The sequence below is a fragment of the Limnohabitans sp. TS-CS-82 genome, from assembly GCF_002943475.1.
Genome location: NZ_PTQX01000001.1, coordinates 334,615 through 353,062 on the forward strand (window position 1 = coordinate 334,615; position 18,448 = coordinate 353,062).

Annotated in this window: 16 protein-coding genes; 1 reads left to right on the forward strand and 15 read right to left on the reverse strand. The window is 56.7% G+C overall.

Annotated elements, in window-relative coordinates; genetic code table 11:
* Positions 1–13: 13 nt before the first annotated feature.
* The 12 genes from murC to dksA form a co-directional block, all read right to left on the reverse strand.
* Positions 14–1,423 carry a UDP-N-acetylmuramate--L-alanine ligase gene (gene murC, locus C5F52_RS01475; RefSeq protein ID WP_104796555.1) on the reverse strand — a complete coding sequence of 470 codons (1,410 nt, stop codon included), beginning with the start codon at positions 1,421–1,423 and terminating at the stop codon, positions 14–16.
* Positions 1,423–2,502: an undecaprenyldiphospho-muramoylpentapeptide beta-N-acetylglucosaminyltransferase gene (murG, locus tag C5F52_RS01480; protein WP_104796556.1), complete on the reverse strand. Its 1,080-nt coding sequence runs from the start codon at positions 2,500–2,502 to the stop codon at positions 1,423–1,425. The genes murC and murG overlap by 1 nt, the downstream gene beginning before the upstream one ends.
* A complete protein-coding gene (gene ftsW / locus C5F52_RS01485) occupies positions 2,499–3,752 on the reverse strand; it encodes a putative lipid II flippase FtsW (protein ID WP_236657715.1) in 1,254 nt (417 codons plus the stop codon). The genes murG and ftsW overlap by 4 nt, the downstream gene beginning before the upstream one ends.
* Before the next feature lie 14 nt (positions 3,753–3,766).
* The gene (gene murD, locus C5F52_RS01490) at positions 3,767–5,647 is read right to left on the reverse strand and encodes a UDP-N-acetylmuramoyl-L-alanine--D-glutamate ligase (RefSeq protein ID WP_104796558.1); all 1,881 of its coding nucleotides are present in this window, start codon (positions 5,645–5,647) and stop codon (positions 3,767–3,769) included.
* 4 nt (positions 5,648–5,651) lie between these two features.
* Positions 5,652–6,830, reverse strand: a complete 1,179-nt coding sequence (mraY, locus tag C5F52_RS01495; protein WP_104796559.1) for a phospho-N-acetylmuramoyl-pentapeptide-transferase — start codon at positions 6,828–6,830, stop codon at positions 5,652–5,654.
* A complete protein-coding gene (murF, locus tag C5F52_RS01500) occupies positions 6,821–8,242 on the reverse strand; it encodes a UDP-N-acetylmuramoyl-tripeptide--D-alanyl-D-alanine ligase (protein WP_104796560.1) in 1,422 nt (473 codons plus the stop codon). The genes mraY and murF overlap by 10 nt, the downstream gene beginning before the upstream one ends.
* A complete protein-coding gene (locus tag C5F52_RS01505; RefSeq protein ID WP_104796561.1) occupies positions 8,235–9,755 on the reverse strand; it encodes a UDP-N-acetylmuramoyl-L-alanyl-D-glutamate--2,6-diaminopimelate ligase in 1,521 nt (506 codons plus the stop codon). Before C5F52_RS01505 ends, murF begins: the two co-directional genes overlap by 8 nt.
* The gene (locus C5F52_RS01510; protein ID WP_104796562.1) at positions 9,755–11,494 is read right to left on the reverse strand and encodes a penicillin-binding protein 2; all 1,740 of its coding nucleotides are present in this window, start codon (positions 11,492–11,494) and stop codon (positions 9,755–9,757) included. The genes C5F52_RS01505 and C5F52_RS01510 overlap by 1 nt, the downstream gene beginning before the upstream one ends.
* Positions 11,491–11,793, reverse strand: coding sequence for a cell division protein FtsL (gene ftsL / locus C5F52_RS01515; protein ID WP_104796563.1), 303 nt, complete (start codon positions 11,791–11,793; stop codon positions 11,491–11,493). The genes C5F52_RS01510 and ftsL overlap by 4 nt, the downstream gene beginning before the upstream one ends.
* On the reverse strand, positions 11,790–12,707 hold the full coding sequence (gene rsmH, locus C5F52_RS01520; protein WP_104797117.1) for a 16S rRNA (cytosine(1402)-N(4))-methyltransferase RsmH: 918 nt from the start codon (positions 12,705–12,707) through the stop codon (positions 11,790–11,792). The genes ftsL and rsmH overlap by 4 nt, the downstream gene beginning before the upstream one ends.
* Positions 12,708–12,716: 9 nt before the next feature.
* Positions 12,717–13,145 carry a division/cell wall cluster transcriptional repressor MraZ gene (mraZ, locus tag C5F52_RS01525; protein WP_104796564.1) on the reverse strand — a complete coding sequence of 143 codons (429 nt, stop codon included), beginning with the start codon at positions 13,143–13,145 and terminating at the stop codon, positions 12,717–12,719.
* Positions 13,146–13,451: 306 nt separating this feature from the next.
* Positions 13,452–14,225, reverse strand: coding sequence for an RNA polymerase-binding protein DksA (gene dksA, locus C5F52_RS29995; RefSeq protein WP_369951836.1), 774 nt, complete (start codon positions 14,223–14,225; stop codon positions 13,452–13,454).
* Here dksA and C5F52_RS30160 point away from each other — a divergent pair.
* The gene (locus C5F52_RS30160; protein WP_236657731.1) at positions 14,206–14,877 is read left to right on the forward strand and encodes a hypothetical protein; all 672 of its coding nucleotides are present in this window, start codon (positions 14,206–14,208) and stop codon (positions 14,875–14,877) included. The genes dksA and C5F52_RS30160 overlap by 20 nt on opposite strands.
* Here the strand turns inward: C5F52_RS30160 and C5F52_RS01540 are convergent.
* The 3 genes from C5F52_RS01540 to C5F52_RS01550 all read right to left on the reverse strand — a co-directional run bounded on the left by C5F52_RS01540 (position 14,862) and on the right by C5F52_RS01550 (position 18,430).
* Positions 14,862–15,980: a GTP-binding protein gene (locus C5F52_RS01540; RefSeq protein WP_104796565.1), complete on the reverse strand. Its 1,119-nt coding sequence runs from the start codon at positions 15,978–15,980 to the stop codon at positions 14,862–14,864. The two genes, C5F52_RS30160 and C5F52_RS01540, sit on opposite strands and share 16 nt — an antisense overlap.
* Before the next feature lie 31 nt (positions 15,981–16,011).
* Positions 16,012–17,235, reverse strand: a complete 1,224-nt coding sequence (locus C5F52_RS01545) for a class I SAM-dependent rRNA methyltransferase (RefSeq protein ID WP_104796566.1) — start codon at positions 17,233–17,235, stop codon at positions 16,012–16,014.
* 268 nt (positions 17,236–17,503) lie between these two features.
* On the reverse strand, positions 17,504–18,430 hold the full coding sequence (locus C5F52_RS01550; RefSeq protein WP_104796567.1) for a tyrosine recombinase XerC: 927 nt from the start codon (positions 18,428–18,430) through the stop codon (positions 17,504–17,506).
* Between the last annotated feature and the right edge of the window lie 18 nt (positions 18,431–18,448).

An 18,448-nucleotide genomic window follows, 5' to 3' on the forward strand; every position in this document is an offset into this window, starting at 1 on the left:
TTTTAAATACTTCTTAGCTCTTACGTTGTTGCACCAACGCCAGCACTTTGGCTGGCACTTGGCCAATCGACCCTGCACCCATGCACATCACCACATCGCCGTCTTGGGCGTTGTCAGCAATGACTTGAGCCATTTTTTGAATGTCATCCACGAACACCAAGGCTTCGTGGCCTGCCACACGCATGGCACGCGACAGTGCGCGGCCATCAGCCGCAGCAATCGGTGTTTCGCCTGCGGCGTAAATTTCAGACAACCACAACACATCGGCGCGGCCCATGACTTCGACGAAGTCTTCAAAGCAATCACGCGTGCGGGTGTAGCGGTGTGGCTGAAACGCCAACACCAAACGGCGACCAGGGAATGCGCCGCGCGCAGCCGCCAAAGTGGCAGCCACTTCCACGGGGTGGTGGCCATAGTCTTCGATGAGGGTGAACTCGCCACCTGTTTTCGCAGCCACTTCACCGTGACGTTGGAAACGACGGCCCACGCCTTTGAACTCGGCCAAAGCTTTTTGCAAGGCCTCATCGGGCACGTTCAATTCCACCGCAATCGCGATGGCAGCCAAGGCATTGAGCACGTTGTGCTCGCCCGCCAAGTTAAGGGTGATGTCGAGGTCAGGCAAGGTCACACCGTTGCGGCGCTGCACCGTGAAGCACATGCGGCCGTTGTCAGCACGGACATTGACTGCGCGAACTTGCGCTTCTTCGTTGAAACCGTAGCTGGTGATGGGGCGTGACACTTCGGGCAAGATGCTGCGCACAGCCGCATCGTCCGTGCACAAAATCGCCGCGCCATAAAAAGGCATGCGGTGCAAGAACTCGATGAACGCACCCTTCAATTTGTTGAAGTCATGGCCATAGGTGTCCATGTGGTCCGCATCGATGTTGGTCACCACCGCCATCACTGGCAAGAGGTTCAAGAACGAGGCGTCTGACTCGTCGGCTTCCACCACGATGTAGTCGCCCGAGCCCAGCTTGGCATTGGCGCCTGCGCTGTTGAGCTTGCCGCCAATCACAAAGGTGGGGTCCATACCCGCTTCGGCCAACACACTGGCCACCAAACTGGTGGTGGTGGTTTTGCCGTGCGTACCTGCGATGGCCACGCCTGTTTTGAGACGCATCAACTCGGCCAGCATCACGGCGCGTGGCACGACAGGAATGAGCTTGGCGTGTGCTGCGACCACTTCAGGGTTGTCGGCATGCACTGCTGTGGACGTGACCACGGCATCTGCACCCACAATGTTTTTGGCGTCATGTCCCACATGGGTTTGGATGCCCAAGCTTTGCAGGCGTTTCAAGGCCGCACTGTCTGACAAATCAGAGCCTGACACGGCATAGCCCAAGTTCAACAACACTTCGGCAATGCCGCTCATGCCTGCGCCGCCGATGCCGACGAAATGGATGTGACGAATGGCGTGTTTCATTATTTTTTCCCTTTCGCTGCGAGCTGCTCGCAAGCGGCCACCACGCTTGTCACCGCTTCCACTTGACGCACGGCATAGGCTTTTTCGGCACATGCCAACAAAGTGCGGCGCGTCATGAATTGCAAACGGTCAGCCAAGTCTTGGGCTTTCAATTCGTTTTGTGGCATCAACCAACCGCCACCTGCGTCGACCACAAAGCGTGCGTTGGTGGTTTGGTGGTCATCCACCGCATGAGGGAACGGCACGTAAATCGCAGCTGCACCCACGGCAGCCAGCTCGGTCACGGTGCTGGCACCCGCCCGGGCAATCACCACATCCGCATCGGCAAACGCTTGCGCGGTATCGTCGATGAAGGGGGTTAACTCAGCTTGCACGCCAACTTCTGCATAAGCCGTGCGCAGCGCGTCAATTTGTTTGGCGCCACTTTGGTGTGTCACCACAGGGCGTTGGTCGTGTGGAATCTTGGCTATGGCTTGCGGCACCACGGTATTCAAAGCTTGTGCACCTAGGCTGCCACCCACGACCAAGACGCGCAGCGGACCAGTGCGGTCAGCAAAGCGTTGTGCAGGTTCTGGCTGCTTCACAAAACCATCGCGCATGGGGTTGCCCACCCATTCGGCTTTTGGCAACACATTAGGAAAGGCGCTGAAGACACGATCAGCCACGCCACTTAACACTTTGTTGGCCATGCCAGCGACGGAGTTTTGTTCGTGCAACACCAAAGGCGAACCCCACAGCACGGCCATCATGCCGGCGGGGAATGTGATGTAGCCACCGAGGCCCACCACCACATCGGGCTTCACGCGGCGCACCACACACAGGCTTTGCCAGAACGCACGCAACAACTTGAAAGGCAACAGCGCCAAAGTTTTGACACCTTTGCCACGCACACCACCGAACTGAACGGTCTCATACGCAAAGCCACGTGGCGGCACCAACTGGCTTTCCATGCTCGGCTCGGGTGCACCAAGCCAATGCACATTCCAACCGTGGATGCGCAATTGCTCAGCGACAGCCAAGCCTGGGAAGATGTGGCCGCCAGTACCACCAGCCATGATGAGTGCGGTGCGTTGGGTCATAGTCGTCCCCCGTGCATCACAACGCGGTTTTCAAAATCCACGCGCAACACCACCGCAATGGCAATCAGGTTCAACAAAATGGCAGAACCGCCGTAGCTCATGAGTGGCAAGGTCAGGCCCTTGGTGGGCAAGGCCCCCAAGTTCACACCCATGTTTATGAAAGACTGGAAGCCCACCCAAATGCCCACGCCTTGCGCGACCAAACCGGCAAACACGCGGTCCATGGCAATGGCTTGACGGCCGATGTACATGATGCGACGCGTCAACCACATGAACAGGCCAATCACAGCCACCACGCCCACAAAACCAAACTCTTCGCCAATCACGGCCAGCAAAAAGTCGGTATGCGCTTCAGGCAACCAGTGCAGTTTTTCCACGCTGCCCCCCAAACCCACGCCAAAAATTTCGCCACGGCCAATCGCAATCAGCGAGTGCGACAACTGGTAGCCCTTGCCAAGTGCATGCTCCATGCTCCATGGGTCGAGGTAAGCAAAGATGCGCTCGCGACGCCACTCAGACGTGGCGATGATGAGTGCGAACACGCCAATCAATGCGGCGGCGATCAAGAAGAACATGCGGGCGTTCACGCCGCCCAAAAACAAAATTCCCATGGCAATCACAGCAATCACCATGAACGCGCCCATGTCTGGCTCAGACAACAACAACAAACCCACCGCCGCCACCGCTGCACCCATGGGCAACACGGCGGCGAAGAAGTTTTCTTTCACATCCATCTTGCGCACCATGTAGTTGGCGGCATACAACAACACGCCCCACTTGGCCAACTCAGACGGCTGGAAGTTCATGAAGCCCAGACCAATCCAGCGGCGTGCACCGTTCACAGATTTACCAATGAACGGAATCAACACCGCAATCAATAACGCGATGGACGCAATGAACACCCAGGGTGCCACGCGCTCCCACGTGTTGAGCGGAATCTGAAATGCCAACAAGGCTGCGACAAACGCCACGAACAGCGACAGCGAATGGCGCAGCAAGAAATGCGTTTGCGTGTAGCCCGCGCCCATGCGTGGGTTGTCAGGAATGGCAATCGATGCCGAATACACCATGACCAAGCCAAACATCAACAAGGCGAAGGTGACCCACACCAAGGGTTGGTCAAATCCCTTCACATGCACAGGCGAAGCCGCAGTGCGCGTGAACTCGGTACCGTGCACACGCACAGGCAAAGCATCCATGCCGGTCTCAGGCTCGTCGCCACCCATCAGGCGTGCGAAGCTTTGTTTCATGCGCTGCAGGGCACTCATATCATGCCTCCTGCTTCTTCCACCAAATGGTTCACCGCATTCACAAACACTTCAGCACGATGCGCGTAGTTGCGGAACATGTCCATGCTTGCGCAGGCGGGTGACAACAACACAGCGTCACCCGAATGCGCTTGTTCGCTACATAACTTAACAGCCTCTTCTAAGGTGGCGGCATCCAGTAGCTTGACGCCGCTGTGCTGCAACACCTCGCGCAATGCGGGGGCATCGCGGCCAATCAACACCACGGCACGTGCATAGCGCGACACGGGCTCGCTCAGCGGTGCAAAGTCTTGTCCTTTGCCATCACCACCCAAGATGACAACCAAACGACGGTCCACACCGAGGCCATGCAACGCGGCCACAGTGGCGCCCACGTTGGTGCCTTTGCTGTCGTCGAAATATTCCACGCCATTGAGCACAGTCACAGGCTCCACACGGTGTGGCTCACCTTGGTAATCACGCAAGCCAAACAACATGGGTGCCAAGTCGCCACCAGCATTACCTGCCAAAGCCAAGGCAGCCAATGCATTGAGCGCGTTATGACGACCGCGAATGCGCAGTGCATCGGCAGGCATGAAGCGTTGAATGTGAATTTCTTCTTCGTCGTCTTTTTTACGCTTGCGTGTTTCGTCGGCTTCTAGTGCACGCACCAACCATGTCATGCCATTGACGGTTTCAATGCCATAGTCACCAGGACGTTGTGGCAAATCACCGCCAAAGGTGAGGTGCGATCGCACTTGAACTTTAGGTGTCTTCGCACGCGAGGGCTTGGCCACAACTTCTGCCACCTCAATGGGTGCACTGTCCAACATGACCATCACACCTGCATCTTCACGGTTGAGCACCAGCACGCCACGCTTGCCAAAGATGCGCGCTTTCGCTGCGCCATAGCCGTCCATGCTGCCATGCCAGTCAAGGTGGTCTTGGGTGAGGTTAAGCACGGTGGCAGCAGTGGGTTCGAAGTTATCCACGCCTTCCAACTGGAAGCTCGACAGCTCTAGCACCCACACTTGCGGCAGGAACGGATGATCGGCGGGAGGCGGCGGCGGTGGAACCAAAGGTGGCAGGTCCACCTCGTAGGGCTCGTCATCAGCTGCCGTCACTTGCGCGGCTTGTTCATCTGATTGCGTAGCTTGCACTGCCTCTGTGCCTGTCAGTGCCATTTGTGATGCTGCGTGTGTTTCAGCTGCCGCTTCTTGCGCCATGGCCTCTTCAGCATCCAAAGCCATTTGTGCAGCTTGTGCTGCCGCCGCTTTTTCTTTGGCCTCTGCAACTGCGCGTGCTTGTTCAGCAGCAGCTTCATCCGCAGCCAACTCGGCAGCTTCTTGCGCGGCAATCACATCCGCCGCGGCTTGTTCTTCTGCGGCTTTGTCCAATGCTTGCGACAAGGTATCCAACAACGTCGGTCCAATGTTGCCGGCCACAGCCACACGTTTGCCTGCACGCTCGAGCAACTGGCCTGTCAACGAAGTGACGGTGGTTTTACCGTTGGTGCCCGTGATGGCCAAGACCTTGGGGTGATAAGCCATGGTGGTCTGTAAATCACTCAACGCTTGCGCAAACAAAGTCAGCTCTGTTCCTACCCACAAGCCTGCGGCCACAGCAGCGTTCCACACGGGCGCCACAGACTCAGGGCTGAGGCCAGGGCTCTTGAACACCGCACGCACATCTTGGCCTTCGACCAAGCTGGCATCAAATGCGCCATGTACAAATTTCACTTGCGGCAACTCAGCGTGTAATGCAGCCAAATGTGGCGGCTCAGCGCGTGTGTCCACGACTTGCACTTGCGCGCCAAAGCGCGAGCACCAACGCGCCATCGCCAGGCCGGAATCACCCAAGCCCAGAATCAGCACTGATTGGTTGTGGAGTTGCTGCATCGTCTTATCTCAGCTTCAAAGTCGACAGACCCACCAAGCACAGCAGCATGGTGATGATCCAAAAACGCACGACGACTTGGGTTTCTTTCCAGCCGCTCTTCTCGAAGTGGTGATGCAAAGGCGCCATCTTCAAAATGCGGCGACCTTCGCCATATTTCTTTTTGGTGTACTTGAAGTACGTCACTTGCAACATGACCGACAAGGCTTCCACCACAAAGATGCCGCCCATGATGGCCAGCACAATTTCTTGACGCACGATCACCGCAATCGTGCCGAGCGCACCACCCAAAGCAAGCGCACCCACGTCACCCATGAACACTTGCGCGGGGTGGGTGTTGAACCACAAAAACGCCAAGCCTGCACCGGCCATGGCGGCACAGAAAATCATCAACTCGCCTGAGCCTGGGATGTAGGGGAACAACAGGTATTTGGAATACACCGAGCTGCCCGTCACATAGGCAAAAACGCCCAATGCCGAGCCCACCATGACCACCGGCATGATGGCCAAGCCATCCAAACCATCAGTCAAGTTCACCGCGTTGCTAGAGCCCACGATGACCAAGTAGGTCATGATGACGAAACCGAACACGCCCAGTGGGTAGCTCACTTCTTTGATGAAGGGCAACAGCAAACCTGCTTTGGGTGGCAAGTTCACATCAAAACCTGACTTCACCCATGAGTAAAACAACTCAACCACGCGCAGGTTGTTGCTCTCGGAAATGCTGAACACCAAATACAAAGCCGCCACCAAACCAATGATGGATTGCCACATGTATTTCTCGCGTGAACGCATGCCTTCTGGGTCTTTGTTCACCACCTTGCGCCAGTCATCCACCCAACCAATGGCACCAAAACCAAAGGTGACGATCATCACGATCCACACAAAGCGATTCGACAAATCAGCCCACAGCAAGGTTGACACGGCGATGCCAATCAAAATCAACACACCGCCCATGGTGGGCGTACCGCTCTTGGCCAAATGCGATTGCATGGCGTATTCGCGGATGGGTTGACCAATCTTCAAGGCAGCCAAGCGACGAATCACAAAAGGACCGGCAATCAAACCAATCAGCAATGCCGTCAACGCAGCCATCACCGCACGGAACGTGAGGTACTGAAACACGCGGAAGAAACCAAATTCTGGCGAGAGGGTTTGCAGCCATTGGGCTAAGGTCAGCAGCATGGCGTCGTTTCCTTTTTGTTGTGGTCGTGACAGGCGTTGATGGCCTCAATCACGCGCTCCATCTTCATGAAGCGTGAGCCTTTGACCAACACGCTGCCGAGTTGTGGCAACTGTTGAATCACGCGCTCATTCAATGCATCAATGTCTTTCATGTGCTGTGCATTCGCACCGCAGGCTGTGGCTGTGTGTGCAGCCAAGTCACCCAAACACAGCACATGGTCAATGCCCATTTGTGCAGCGTGGATGCCCATCTCTTGGTGGAACTCGGGGCCTTGCGTACCCACCTCGCCCATGTCGCCCAACACCAACAAACGTGGTGCAGGCAATTCGGCCAGCACATCGATGGCGGCACGCACAGAATCGGGATTGGCGTTGTAGGTGTCATCCACCACGGTGATGTCGCGACCTTGGCACTGAATGCCAAATGCGCGAGAGCGGCCTTTGACAGGCTCAAAACTGTTCAGACCTTGTGCAATCACATCGAGTGACACGCCTGCCGCCAACGCACAGGCGGTGGCTGCCAGTGCATTGCCCACGTTGTGACGACCTGCGATGTGCAGCTGCGTGCGCAACACACCTGCGGGTGTTTGCGCTTCCACGGCCCAGTGGTCGTTCAACCAATCGGCTTTGAGCAACTGCACTTCTGCCTTGTCAACTGTGTCGGCGCTCATGGAGAAACGCATGCAAGCACGCTTGCCTGCCAAGCTTTGCCACAACGCGCTGTAGGCGTCATGCTCGGGGAATACGGCTACACCGTGTGCAGGCAAGGCCTTGATGGCTTCGCCGTTTTCTTGCGCCACCGCCTCGACGGTCGCCATGTACTCTTGGTGTTCGCGCTGGGCGTTGTTGACCAATGCCACGGTGGCTTGCGTCATATCGGCCAAACCTGCGATTTCGCCAGGATGGTTCATGCCCAACTCCACCACCGCACTGCGGTGATGCGCACGCAGGCGCAGCAGGGTTTGCGGCACGCCAATGTCGTTGTTCAAATTGCCTTGCGTGGCCAATGCGTCGTCGCCAAAGCCCGCACGCAAGATGCTGGCAATCATTTGTGTGACGGTGGTTTTGCCGTTGCTGCCCGTGACGGCAATCACGGGCAAGTTGAATTGACTGCGCCAGCCTTTGGCCAATTGACCCAAAGCCATGCGTGTGTCTGGCACTTGCACACCAGCTAACTTGGCTGCGTCTAAACCACGCTCAGCCAAAGCAGCCGTGGCGCCGCTGGCAGCGACTTGCGACAAGAAGTCATTAGCATCGAATCGCTCACCTTTCAAGGCGACAAACAAGTCGCCCACTTGGCAGGTACGGCTATCGGTGTTCACGCGTTGAATCGTCAAGCTGCCATCACCATGCAACTGCGCTGCACTGAGCCATTGGCTGATTTGCGTCAAACTGAGGTTCATGTCAGACATGCGCCCTCCTTTGTTGCAAAGCATCACGTGCGTGCTGCACGTCACTGAACGGATGTTTGACGCCTGAAATTTCTTGGTAATTCTCGTGACCTTTACCAGCCACCAACACCACGTCTTGCGCGCGCGCGTGTTGGACGGTTTGTGCAATGGCTAGTGCACGGTCAGCAATCACTTTGGTATTAGCTGCGTTGTGCAAGCCAGTGAGCATGTGATTCAAAATGGTTTGCGGATCTTCGCTGCGCGGGTTGTCGCTGGTCAGCACCACATGCTGCGCGTATTGCTCGGCAGCTGCGGCCATCAAGGGACGCTTGGCGGCATCGCGGTCACCACCGCAGCCCAAGACACAGGTCAACTCACCACCGCGCGACTGCGCCAGTGGCAACAAGGCTTGCACCGCTTGCGCGACGGCATCGGGCGTATGCGCATAGTCAATCACCACCAAAGGCTCACCAACCGCACCCACGGTTTGCATGCGACCTGGCACAGCAGGTAACTCGCGACAGGCTTGCACGGCATCGGCCAAGCTGTCACCCAAAGCGCGCAAACAGGCGATGACGCCCAACACATTGCTCACGTTGTAATTGCCAACCAACTGCGTATCAAGCGCATGAACTTCATCACCCTCGACTACGTCAAAACACACGCCCATAGAGCGGTGCTGGATGTTGCGCGCCATGATGTGTTGCGCGGATGCGCCTTTGCTTGCGACTTCATCACTGCCTGAATGAAGGTCACGCGAAATGGTCCACACGCGCAAGTCACCACGGGCTTTCAATTGCACAGCCAAAGCCGCACCTTGTGCATCGTCCACATTCACCACTGCAGCTTGCAAACCCGCCCAACTGAACAAGGCCAACTTGGCTTGCCAGTAGCTGACCATGTCACCGTGGTAGTCCAAATGGTCTTGCGTGAAATTGGTGAACAGGGCCACACGCACCTGTGTGCCGTCTAAGCGGTGTTCAGCCAAGCCAATCGACGAGGCTTCAATGGCGCAAGCCTTCACACCCGCATCTGCCATGTCGCGCAAACGCGCTTGCAGCAACACGGGGTCGGGTGTGGTCATGCCTGTCACTTCGAGCTGCCCTACTTCACCCACACCCAAGGTGCCCACGATGGCGCAGCGCTTGCCTGCGTTTTGCAGCGCGTGCGCCAACCACCATGCGGTGGATGTTTTGCCATTGGTCCCTGTGATGGCCACCACGTCCAGCTCTTGGCTGGGTTGTCCGTAATACGCTGCAGCAATCAAGCCGCTGGCAGCTTTGAGACCGTCGTAGGTGGCGATGGCGTCGCTCTCATCCCAAGCAAAGTTTTCAGCACCCGAATGCTCGACCACACAAGCGGTGGCACCTTGCTTCACAGCAGAAGCCACAAACTGACGGCCATCTGTCACACCACCCGGCCACGCGATGAAGCCATCGCCTGCACCCACGCGACGGCTGTCGGTGTGCAACACACCACGCACTTGGGTGCGCAGCCACTGTGCGGCGTCTTGGGGGTTATGCAGTCGTTTCATCAAAACGACTCCTTCTCAACCTTGGTCACCACTTGGGGTTTGACCGCCATGTCGGGCTGCACGCCCATCATGCGCAAAGTTTGTTGCACGGTTTGGCTGAATACAGGAGCAGCCACATCGCCACCAAAGTAAGCGCCGCCGGTGGGTTCATCCACCATCACGGCCACCACGATGCGTGGGTTGTCAATGGGCGCGATGCCGACAAAGAAGCCGCGGTATTTTTTGCTGGCGTAGCCCTTGCCTTCAACCTTGTGGGCCGTACCGGTTTTTCCACCCACCGAGTAACCCATGGTTTGCGCCTTGGGCGCTGTGCCACCTTGGATGGTCACCATATGCAGCATGTTGCGAATGGCAGCAGCGTTGTGCGATGAAAACACGCGCGCGCCATTGACTTGCGCTTGGTTGGTTTTCACCAAGCTCATGGGCACCATTTCGCCGTCATGCGCAAACACGGTGTAGGCCTGCGCCAGCTGAAACAAACTGGTGGACAAACCGTAGCCATAGCTCATGGTGGCCTGCTCAATCGGACGCCATGTTTTATATGCGCGTACCTTGCCAGCCACTGCACCAGGAAAGGGCACCTGAGGCTTTTGTCCCAAACCCATTTGTGTGAACACTTCCCACATGTCGTGGGGCTGCATTTGCATGGCAATCTTGACCGTGCCCACGTTGCTGGACTTTTGAATGATTTCATTCACGCTCAACACACCGTGCGGGTGCGCATCGGTGATGGTGGCAGTACCCATTTGCAGTTTGCCGGGCGCGGTTTGAATCAAGGTCTCAGGCTTGACAATGCCCTTCTCCAAAGCCAAACCCACCACGAGCGGTTTCATGGTGGATCCTGGTTCAAACGTATCGGTGAGGGCTCGGTTGCGTAGTTGCGCACCACTCAAGCTCCCTCGTTTCCCCGGTGAGTAGCTGGGGTAGTTGACCAAGGCCAACACCTCGCCCGTCTTGATGTCGAGCACCACCACACTGCCTGCAACAGCTTTGTTGGTGACCACAGACTCTTTGATTTTTTCGTAAGCAAAGTACTGCACCTTGCTGTCGATGCTCAGTTGCAAATCTCGACCATCTACAGGCGGCACCATTTCGCCGATGTCTTCCACCACGCGACCCAAACGGTCTTTGATGACGCGACGCGAACCGGCTTTGCCACCCAAATCTTTGTTGAAGGTCAGCTCCACGCCTTCTTGACCCAAGTTCTCCACGTTGGTGAAGCCAACCACGTGCGCCACCGACTCACCCTCTGGGTAAATGCGCTTGTACTCTTTGCGGTCGTACACGCCTTTGATCTTGAGCGCGGTAATGTCTTTGGCCACCGACTCGTCCACCTGACGCTTGAGCCACACAAAGGTTTTGTCTTCGTCTTGCAGCTTTTTGTCTAGGTCTGCGGTGCTCATGCCCAACAATTTCGCCAAGGCTTTGAGCTTGGCGGGATCGCGCTCGATGTCTTCTGGGTTGGCCCAAATGCTGGGCACAGGCACGCTAGACGCCAAGATGTTGCCGTGGCGGTCCAAGATGCGACCACGGTTGGCAGGCAAATCCAAGGTGCGCACAAAACGCACGGTGCCTTGACGTTTGAAGAACGCGTTGTCAATCACCTGGACGTACGCAGCGCGCGCCACCAAACCTAAGAAGCCCGCCGCAATGACTGCCACGATGAACTGGCTGCGCCAGATGGGCGTCTTACTGGCAAGCAAGGGGCTAGAGGTGTATTGCACGCTGCGGCTGCTCATGGGCGAACCTCCGCAGGTGCCGATGCAGCAGCGCCACCTGGCACGGTGGCGTATTGCGTGATGGCAGGTGTGATGGTGCGCATGTGCAATTGCTCACGCGCTAATTTCTCAACACGCAGTGGCGTGGCTTGCGCACGGCGCTCCACATCCAAGCGGTCGTTTTCTGTTTCTAGGTTGCGCGCCAAACTGGTGGCACGGTCAATCTCGGTGGTGAGTGAACGCGACTCGTATTGCGTGCGCACCAAGTACAGCGCGCTCGCCATCACAGCGATCAGCAAAAGCAAGCTCACGCGACTCATTCGGTCGCTCCCAAGCGCTCAGCCACGCGCATGATGGCGCTGCGTGAGCGCGGATTACCCGCCACTTCGTCAGCGCTGGGCTTGATGCGATCAATCGCTTTGAAGTCCATCACCTTAGGAGCCGCAAACGGCGCACGGCGGTCATACACCTCACGTGAATGCTGCGTGATGAACTGTTTGACGATGCGGTCTTCCAAGGAATGGAAACTGATCACAGCCAATCGACCTCTGGGGCGCAGAACTTGCAACGACGCGCTTAACGCTTGTTGCAACTCCTCAAGCTCGGCATTGATGAAAATCCGAAAAGCCTGAAATGTGCGCGTTGCAGGGTCCTTGCCCGGCTCGCGGGTTTTGACCGTGTCAGCCACGAGCTGGGCCAGTTCAGAGGTGGATGTAGGCACGCCCCGTTCTTGTCGGCGAGCATCAATCGCCTTTGCAATCTGTAAAGCAAACCGTTCTTCGCCATATTCACGTATCACCTCCGCGATGTGTTGAATTTCCGCCTCGGCCAGCCACTCGGACACGCTTTGGCCACGGGTGGTGTCCATGCGCATGTCCAAAGGACCGTCGTTTCGAAAGGAGAAACCGCGTGCTGGGTTGTCGATCTGGGGTGAGCTCACCCCCAAATCCATCAACACGCCGTCGATCGAGCCCGCGTCCAACTCGCCCAAATGCGTGAAGCCTTGGTGACGAATCGAAAAACGCGGGTCTTGAATTTGTTCCGCCGCCGCTATCGCATCGAGGTCTTTGTCGAATGCAATCAAACGGCCTTGGGGCGAGAGCCTGGACAAGATGAGGCGGGAGTGCCCACCACGACCAAAGGTCGCGTCTACGTAGGTACCGTCCGGCTTGATGTCGAGAGCGTCGACAGCTTCGCTGAGTAGGACGGTGGTGTGCTGCCAGGGCGTGTCCACCGTCATCCTTTAAAAAGAAAATTCCTTGAACACATCGGGCATGTCGCCCTGCATGGCTTGGGCCTCTTGCGCCTCGTAAGTCGCCTTGTCCCAAAGTTCAAAGTGGTTACCCATACCGAGCAGCATGGTGTCTTTGCTGATACCCGCTGCGGTGCGCAGTTCGGGGGAGATAAGGACACGGCCTGTGCCGTCCATCTCTACATCCATCGCATTGCCCAAGAAGATACGTTTCCACCATTGCGCACTCATCGGCAAAGAGGCAATGCGTTCGCGGAACTTCTCCCACTCGGTGCGTGGAAAAATCATCAAGCAGCCGTGGGGGTGACGTGTGATCGTGAGCTGCCCAGCCGCAGTCGCGCTCAAGACGTCGCGATGCCTGGTTGGCACCGACAGACGACCTTTGGCGTCGAGACTCAGCGATGAAGCGCCCTGAAACACGTTGGCGACCCTTTTTCCACGGACAAATAAACAAAACAACCAGCGGCAAAAGCACGAAAGGCACTTTTCACCACTTAATTGCACTTATTTGCACTGTAGCAGGAAAACCAGTTCAGAACACCCGAATTAGTAATTTTTTCAATGAAATCAACAACTTACAGCGATTTTAACATCCATATCCAGGACCAAAAATCGTTATAAATGAAGCACTTAGCAAGCGCACTAAAAGTGGCTTATGAAGAGAAAGGGACGTAAAAAAAGCAGGCCCAGAGACCTGCTTTTTGATGATTTTTGGCGTTTTGGCCATCAATCTCCGAACATGCGCTGCTTAATTTCGCGACGTTCTTGCGCTTCAAGCGACAAACTGGCGGTTGGACGAGCCAACAAACGGCCTACACCGATGGCTTCGCCAGTTTCGTCACAGTAACCATAGTCACCACTGTCAATGCGCTGGATGGACTGCTCAATCTTCTTGAGCAGCTTGCGTTCACGGTCACGTGTACGCAATTCGAGTGCGTGCTCTTCTTCGATGGTGGCGCGGTCGGCTGGATCGGGTACCACCACGGTGTCTTCACGCAAATGTTCAGTGGTTTCACTGGCATTGCTCAGCACTTCGTTTTTCAACTGCACGAGCTTGAGTCGGAAGAATGCCATTTGAATGTCATTCATGTACTCGCTGTCGGGCATGGCGATGATTTCTGCATCGGTCAGTTGGTCGGCCGTTTTGGTCTTCCAGTTATTAGCGAGCTTGGCGTCTTTTTTAGGTATCACGGGAACAATGGTTGGAGCGGAGGGTGCCGTCATCGGCATAAAGCTGTTCTTGGCTGCGTTGGACGCAACCACTTGAGCTGGCGGGGGTGGAACCAAAGCGGCCATCTTGGCTGCTCTGGAGTTTTTCTTGTGCACCACGGGGGTGTAGCCAGGAATGATGGGGGTCACATGCACGATAGGTGCAGGTGCGGCCACCACTTTGACTTTAGTTTCCTTGGTAGGCTTTGCAGCCTTAGCCACAACAGGCTTGGCGGCTTTGGCCGGTGCTGGTTTTGCAGCAGGCGCTTTCTTGGCGGGTGCAGCTTTCACTGCCGGCTTCGCTGCTGCTTTTGGAGCTGTTTTAGGAGCAGCGTTGGATGCGGCTTTTGGGGCCACTTTCGCAACCGGCTTCGCCGCGGCTTTATTTGCTACAGGTTTAGCTGCTGCTTTGACAGGTGTTTTTGCCTTGACTGCTGCCTTGGCTGGGGCTTTGACTGCTTTTGCAGGAGCCTTAACCGCCTTGGCTGGTGCCTTCACGACTTTGACAGGCGCTTTCGTAGCCACTGCTTTTTTAGCAGGAGCCGCGGCCTTCTTAGCGACCACCTTTTTAGGTGCTGCTTTTGAAGCTACAGGCTTTTTGGCCGGCGCTTTTTTAGCAACCACCTTCTTAGCAGCAGCTTTGACTGGCGCAGCTTTTTTAGCCACAGGCTTGGCAGACTTAGCGGGGGCCTTGGCCACCACAGGTTTTTTCACGATCTTCTTCGCAACCGCTTTGGGCGTTGCCGCTGTTTTAGCCGCTTTTTTAGCGGGAACAGGCTTTTTAGAAGCGGTTTTCTTGGATTTAGCGTTCACTGTGGGTCTCCTGGCTGCCCCAGTCAGCACGGGTGTGCTGGCAGGGTCTGGCGCGCGGGATTGTAGCCACAAACCCCAAGGCTTTATCAAATTGGAAAAAACTAACAAAATTAATCAAACCAAGGACTGATCAAGACCTTGGATCAGGATGTCCTTGGGCAAGTCAATACCAATGAACACCATCTTGCTGATGCGCTCTTCACCTTCAGCCCAATCAGGGCCTAAATCGCTGCCCATCAACTGGTGCACGCCTTGGAAGATCACCTTCTTTTCGGTGCCCTTCATATTGAGCACGCCTTTGTAACGCAGCATCTTGGGGCCGTAGATGTTGACGATGGCGCCAAGGAAGTCTTCCAGCTTGGCAGGATCGAACTGGCGCTTGGATTTGTAGACAAAGCTCTTCACGTCGTCATCGTGGTGGTGATGGTGGCCTGGGCCGTGATCATGCTCATGCGCGTGTGAAGGATGGTCGCAGTGCTCACCGTGCTCGTGGCCATGGTCATGGCCATGGTCATGAGAATGGCCATGCTTGTGCGAGGGGTGGTCGCAGTGCTCGCCATCGTGGTGGTGATGGTCGTCGTCCGACAAGAAGTCAGGGTCGATGTCGAGCTTGGCGTTCAGGTTGAAACCACGCAGGTCAAACACCTCGCTCAAGGACACGTCACCGAAATGCGCCACTTTTTGTGGGGCGCGTGGGTTCATGTGCTTCAGACGGTGCTGCAAAGCATCCAACTCAGCGGGCGTCACGAGGTCGGCCTTGCTGATGAAGATCTGGTCGGCAAAGCCCACTTGGCGGCGGGCCTCTTGGCGATCGTTCAGCTGCTGGGCCGCGTGCTTGGCGTCCACCAAGGTCAAGATGGAGTCAAGCAAAAAGCTCTCGGCAATCTCATCGTCCATAAAAAAGGTTTGCGCCACAGGGCCAGGGTCAGCGAGGCCCGTGGTTTCAATCACCACGCGGTCAAAGTCCAACAGACCTTTGCGCTTTTTAGCGGCCAGCAGTTGCAGCGTGGTGCGCAAATCTTCTCGGATGGAGCAGCACACGCAGCCGTTGTTCATCTGGATGATTTGCTCGTTGGTGTCAGACACCAAGATTTCGTTGTCGATGTTTTCTTCGCCAAACTCGTTTTCGATGATGGCAATTTTTTGGCCGTGGGCCTCGGTCAGCACGCGCTTGAGCAAGGTGGTTTTGCCCGAGCCCAAAAAGCCGGTCAGGATGGTGGCGGGGATCAACATAAAAGAGAAGCCTTATTTCTGAACGTTTCAATCAACTGGCTATTGTCGCCGAGCCAGCCTTTTCAAGCAGATCAGCCGCTTTCACAACCACCAGCCCCTTGAGGTATTCGCCCTCGGGAAAGGTCAGCGTCATCGGATGATCTGGCGCGCCTTGCATGCGCTCGCTGATGTAGCCATCACACGGCGCATCAATACCGGCTGAGGCAATGATTTTGTGGAACAAATCGGCACTGATACCGCCCGAGCAACTGTAGGTGAACAACACACCGCCCGGCTCTAACAGCTTGAACGCCAAACGGTTGATGTCTTTGTAAGCACGCGCCGCGCGGTCAGCGTGCGCGGCAGACGGCGCAAACTTCGGTGGGTCGAGCACGATGGCGTCAAACGTGCGGCCTTCTTGAATGAACTGACGCAACGACGCGTTCACATCGGCATCCATCATGGTGGTGCGTGCGGCGTCAAAGCCGTTCAGCGCCACGTTGGCTTTGGCCAGCTCGATCGCGGGGCCAGACGAGTCGATCGACGTCACATGCGCTGCACCGCCAGCCAAAGCGGCCACGGTGAAACCGCCTGTGTAGCAATAGCAATTGAGCACGCGCTGAAACTGCAAGCGCTTGGCGTAGTCAGCAAACTTCTTGCGGCTGTCGCGCTGGTCTAAATAAAAACCTGTCTTGTGGCCCTCAGCCACGTCGAGTGACAACTGCCAATCGTGCTCACGCAGCACCACGCCTGTAGCACCCTCACCACGCAGCCAGCCTGTGACTTCGGGCAAACCTTCAAGCTTGCGCACATTCGAGTCTGAGCGTTCGTAGAGTTTGGTGAGGCCGGTTTGGGCCAGCAACTCGTCGGCAATCACAGACTTCCAGCGCTCGGTGCCGCACGAGAGAAACGACGCCACCAAGATGTCGTCATAACGGTCCACGATCAGGCCAGGCAAACCATCGGACTCGCCGTGAATCAAACGCACACCATTGCTTTGAATGTCAAAACGGCTGCGCGCTGCAATGGCGCGGGCGATAGAGGTTTTGAAGAACGAGGCATCAATGCGCTGGCCTTCGTCAAAACTCCAAATGCGCGCGCGAATTTTTGATTCGGGGCTGAACGAAGCCCAGCCAAGGAACTGGCCGTCGTTCGACTCCACGCGCACGGTCTCGCCCGCATCGCCACTGCCTTTGGCAATGGCACCGTCAAAAATCCACGGGTGGCGGCGCAGCGCAGAACGCTCTTTGCCTTCTCTTAGCTTGATTGTTTTCATTGACTCGATTGTCGTTTGAGTCGTTGGGGGTTTGCCTTGTGCTTTGCTGTTTATTTCGCTTCGCCACGTCGCGTACCGGTAGAGATGGCCGTTTAGAAAACCACTCCGCATAAAAGACTGCGAAGCGTCACGCAGGCCAATGTTGGCAAGCCAACAAGGCCAAAGTCAGGGGTGGGGTAGGCGTTGAGGCGATTTTGGCGCGCAGCGACGCATGAGCCGATGCGCCTGCCCCACCCCTGACTTGGGCCGGAGCAACTTCAAAGAGGCGTTACTTCTTCCGAGCCCGAGGATGCGCCGAGTCATAAGCCTGCGCCAAGTGCTGAAAGTCCAACCGCGTGTACACCTGCGTGGTGGTGATGTTGGCGTGACCCAGTAGCTCTTGCACCCCACGTAAATCTTGGCTCGACTGCAGCACATGACTGGCAAAGGAGTGGCGCAGCATGTGTGGGTGCACGGGCGTAGACAAGCCCGCTTTCAAACTGCGCTGACGCAAGCGCTGCCACACGGCTTGCGCGGTCAGGCGTGTGCCATTGCGGCCAATGAACATCGCAGTTTGTTCGGCAGTGGCGGGTGTGAGGCCTTGGTCGCGCACTGCCACCCACGCTTGCATGGCTTCTAGCGCTTTGCCGCCCACGGGCACGCTGCGGCGTTTGCTGCCTTTGCCCAGCACGTGAGCTTCGCCGCCGTCAAAGTCAATCCAGCCTTTGGCTTGTGCGCCCGCTTGCACGTCTAGCCCTACTAGCTCGCCCACACGCAGGCCGCAACCGTACAGCAGCTCCACCAGCGCGGCGTCGCGGCACTCTAGCCACGGGTCGGCGGCGTCGGGGGTAGCGTGGTATTCGGCCAGTTGCACGGCATCGTCCACGCTCAGGGCTTTGGGCAAGGGCTTGGGGGCTTTGGGGGCGCGCACGTCTTGCACGGGGTTGCTGGTGACCAAGCCTTGACGTCCCAGCCACACATAAAACCCGCGCCAGCCCGAAAGGATGAGCGCAATGCCGCGCCCGCTGCGGCCACCGCTGTGCATGTGCGAGACCCAACGGCGAATGTGTGTGCTTTGCACCGCCTCGAGCGCCACGTTGGCAAGGGCTGCGTAGTCGGTGAGTTTTTCTAGGTCGAGGCTGTAGAGCGTGACGGTGCGCTCTGCCAAGCGCTTTTCAAAGCGAACGTGGTCGAGGTAGCGAGCGACCAGGTCCATGTGCTTTGAATGTTTGTG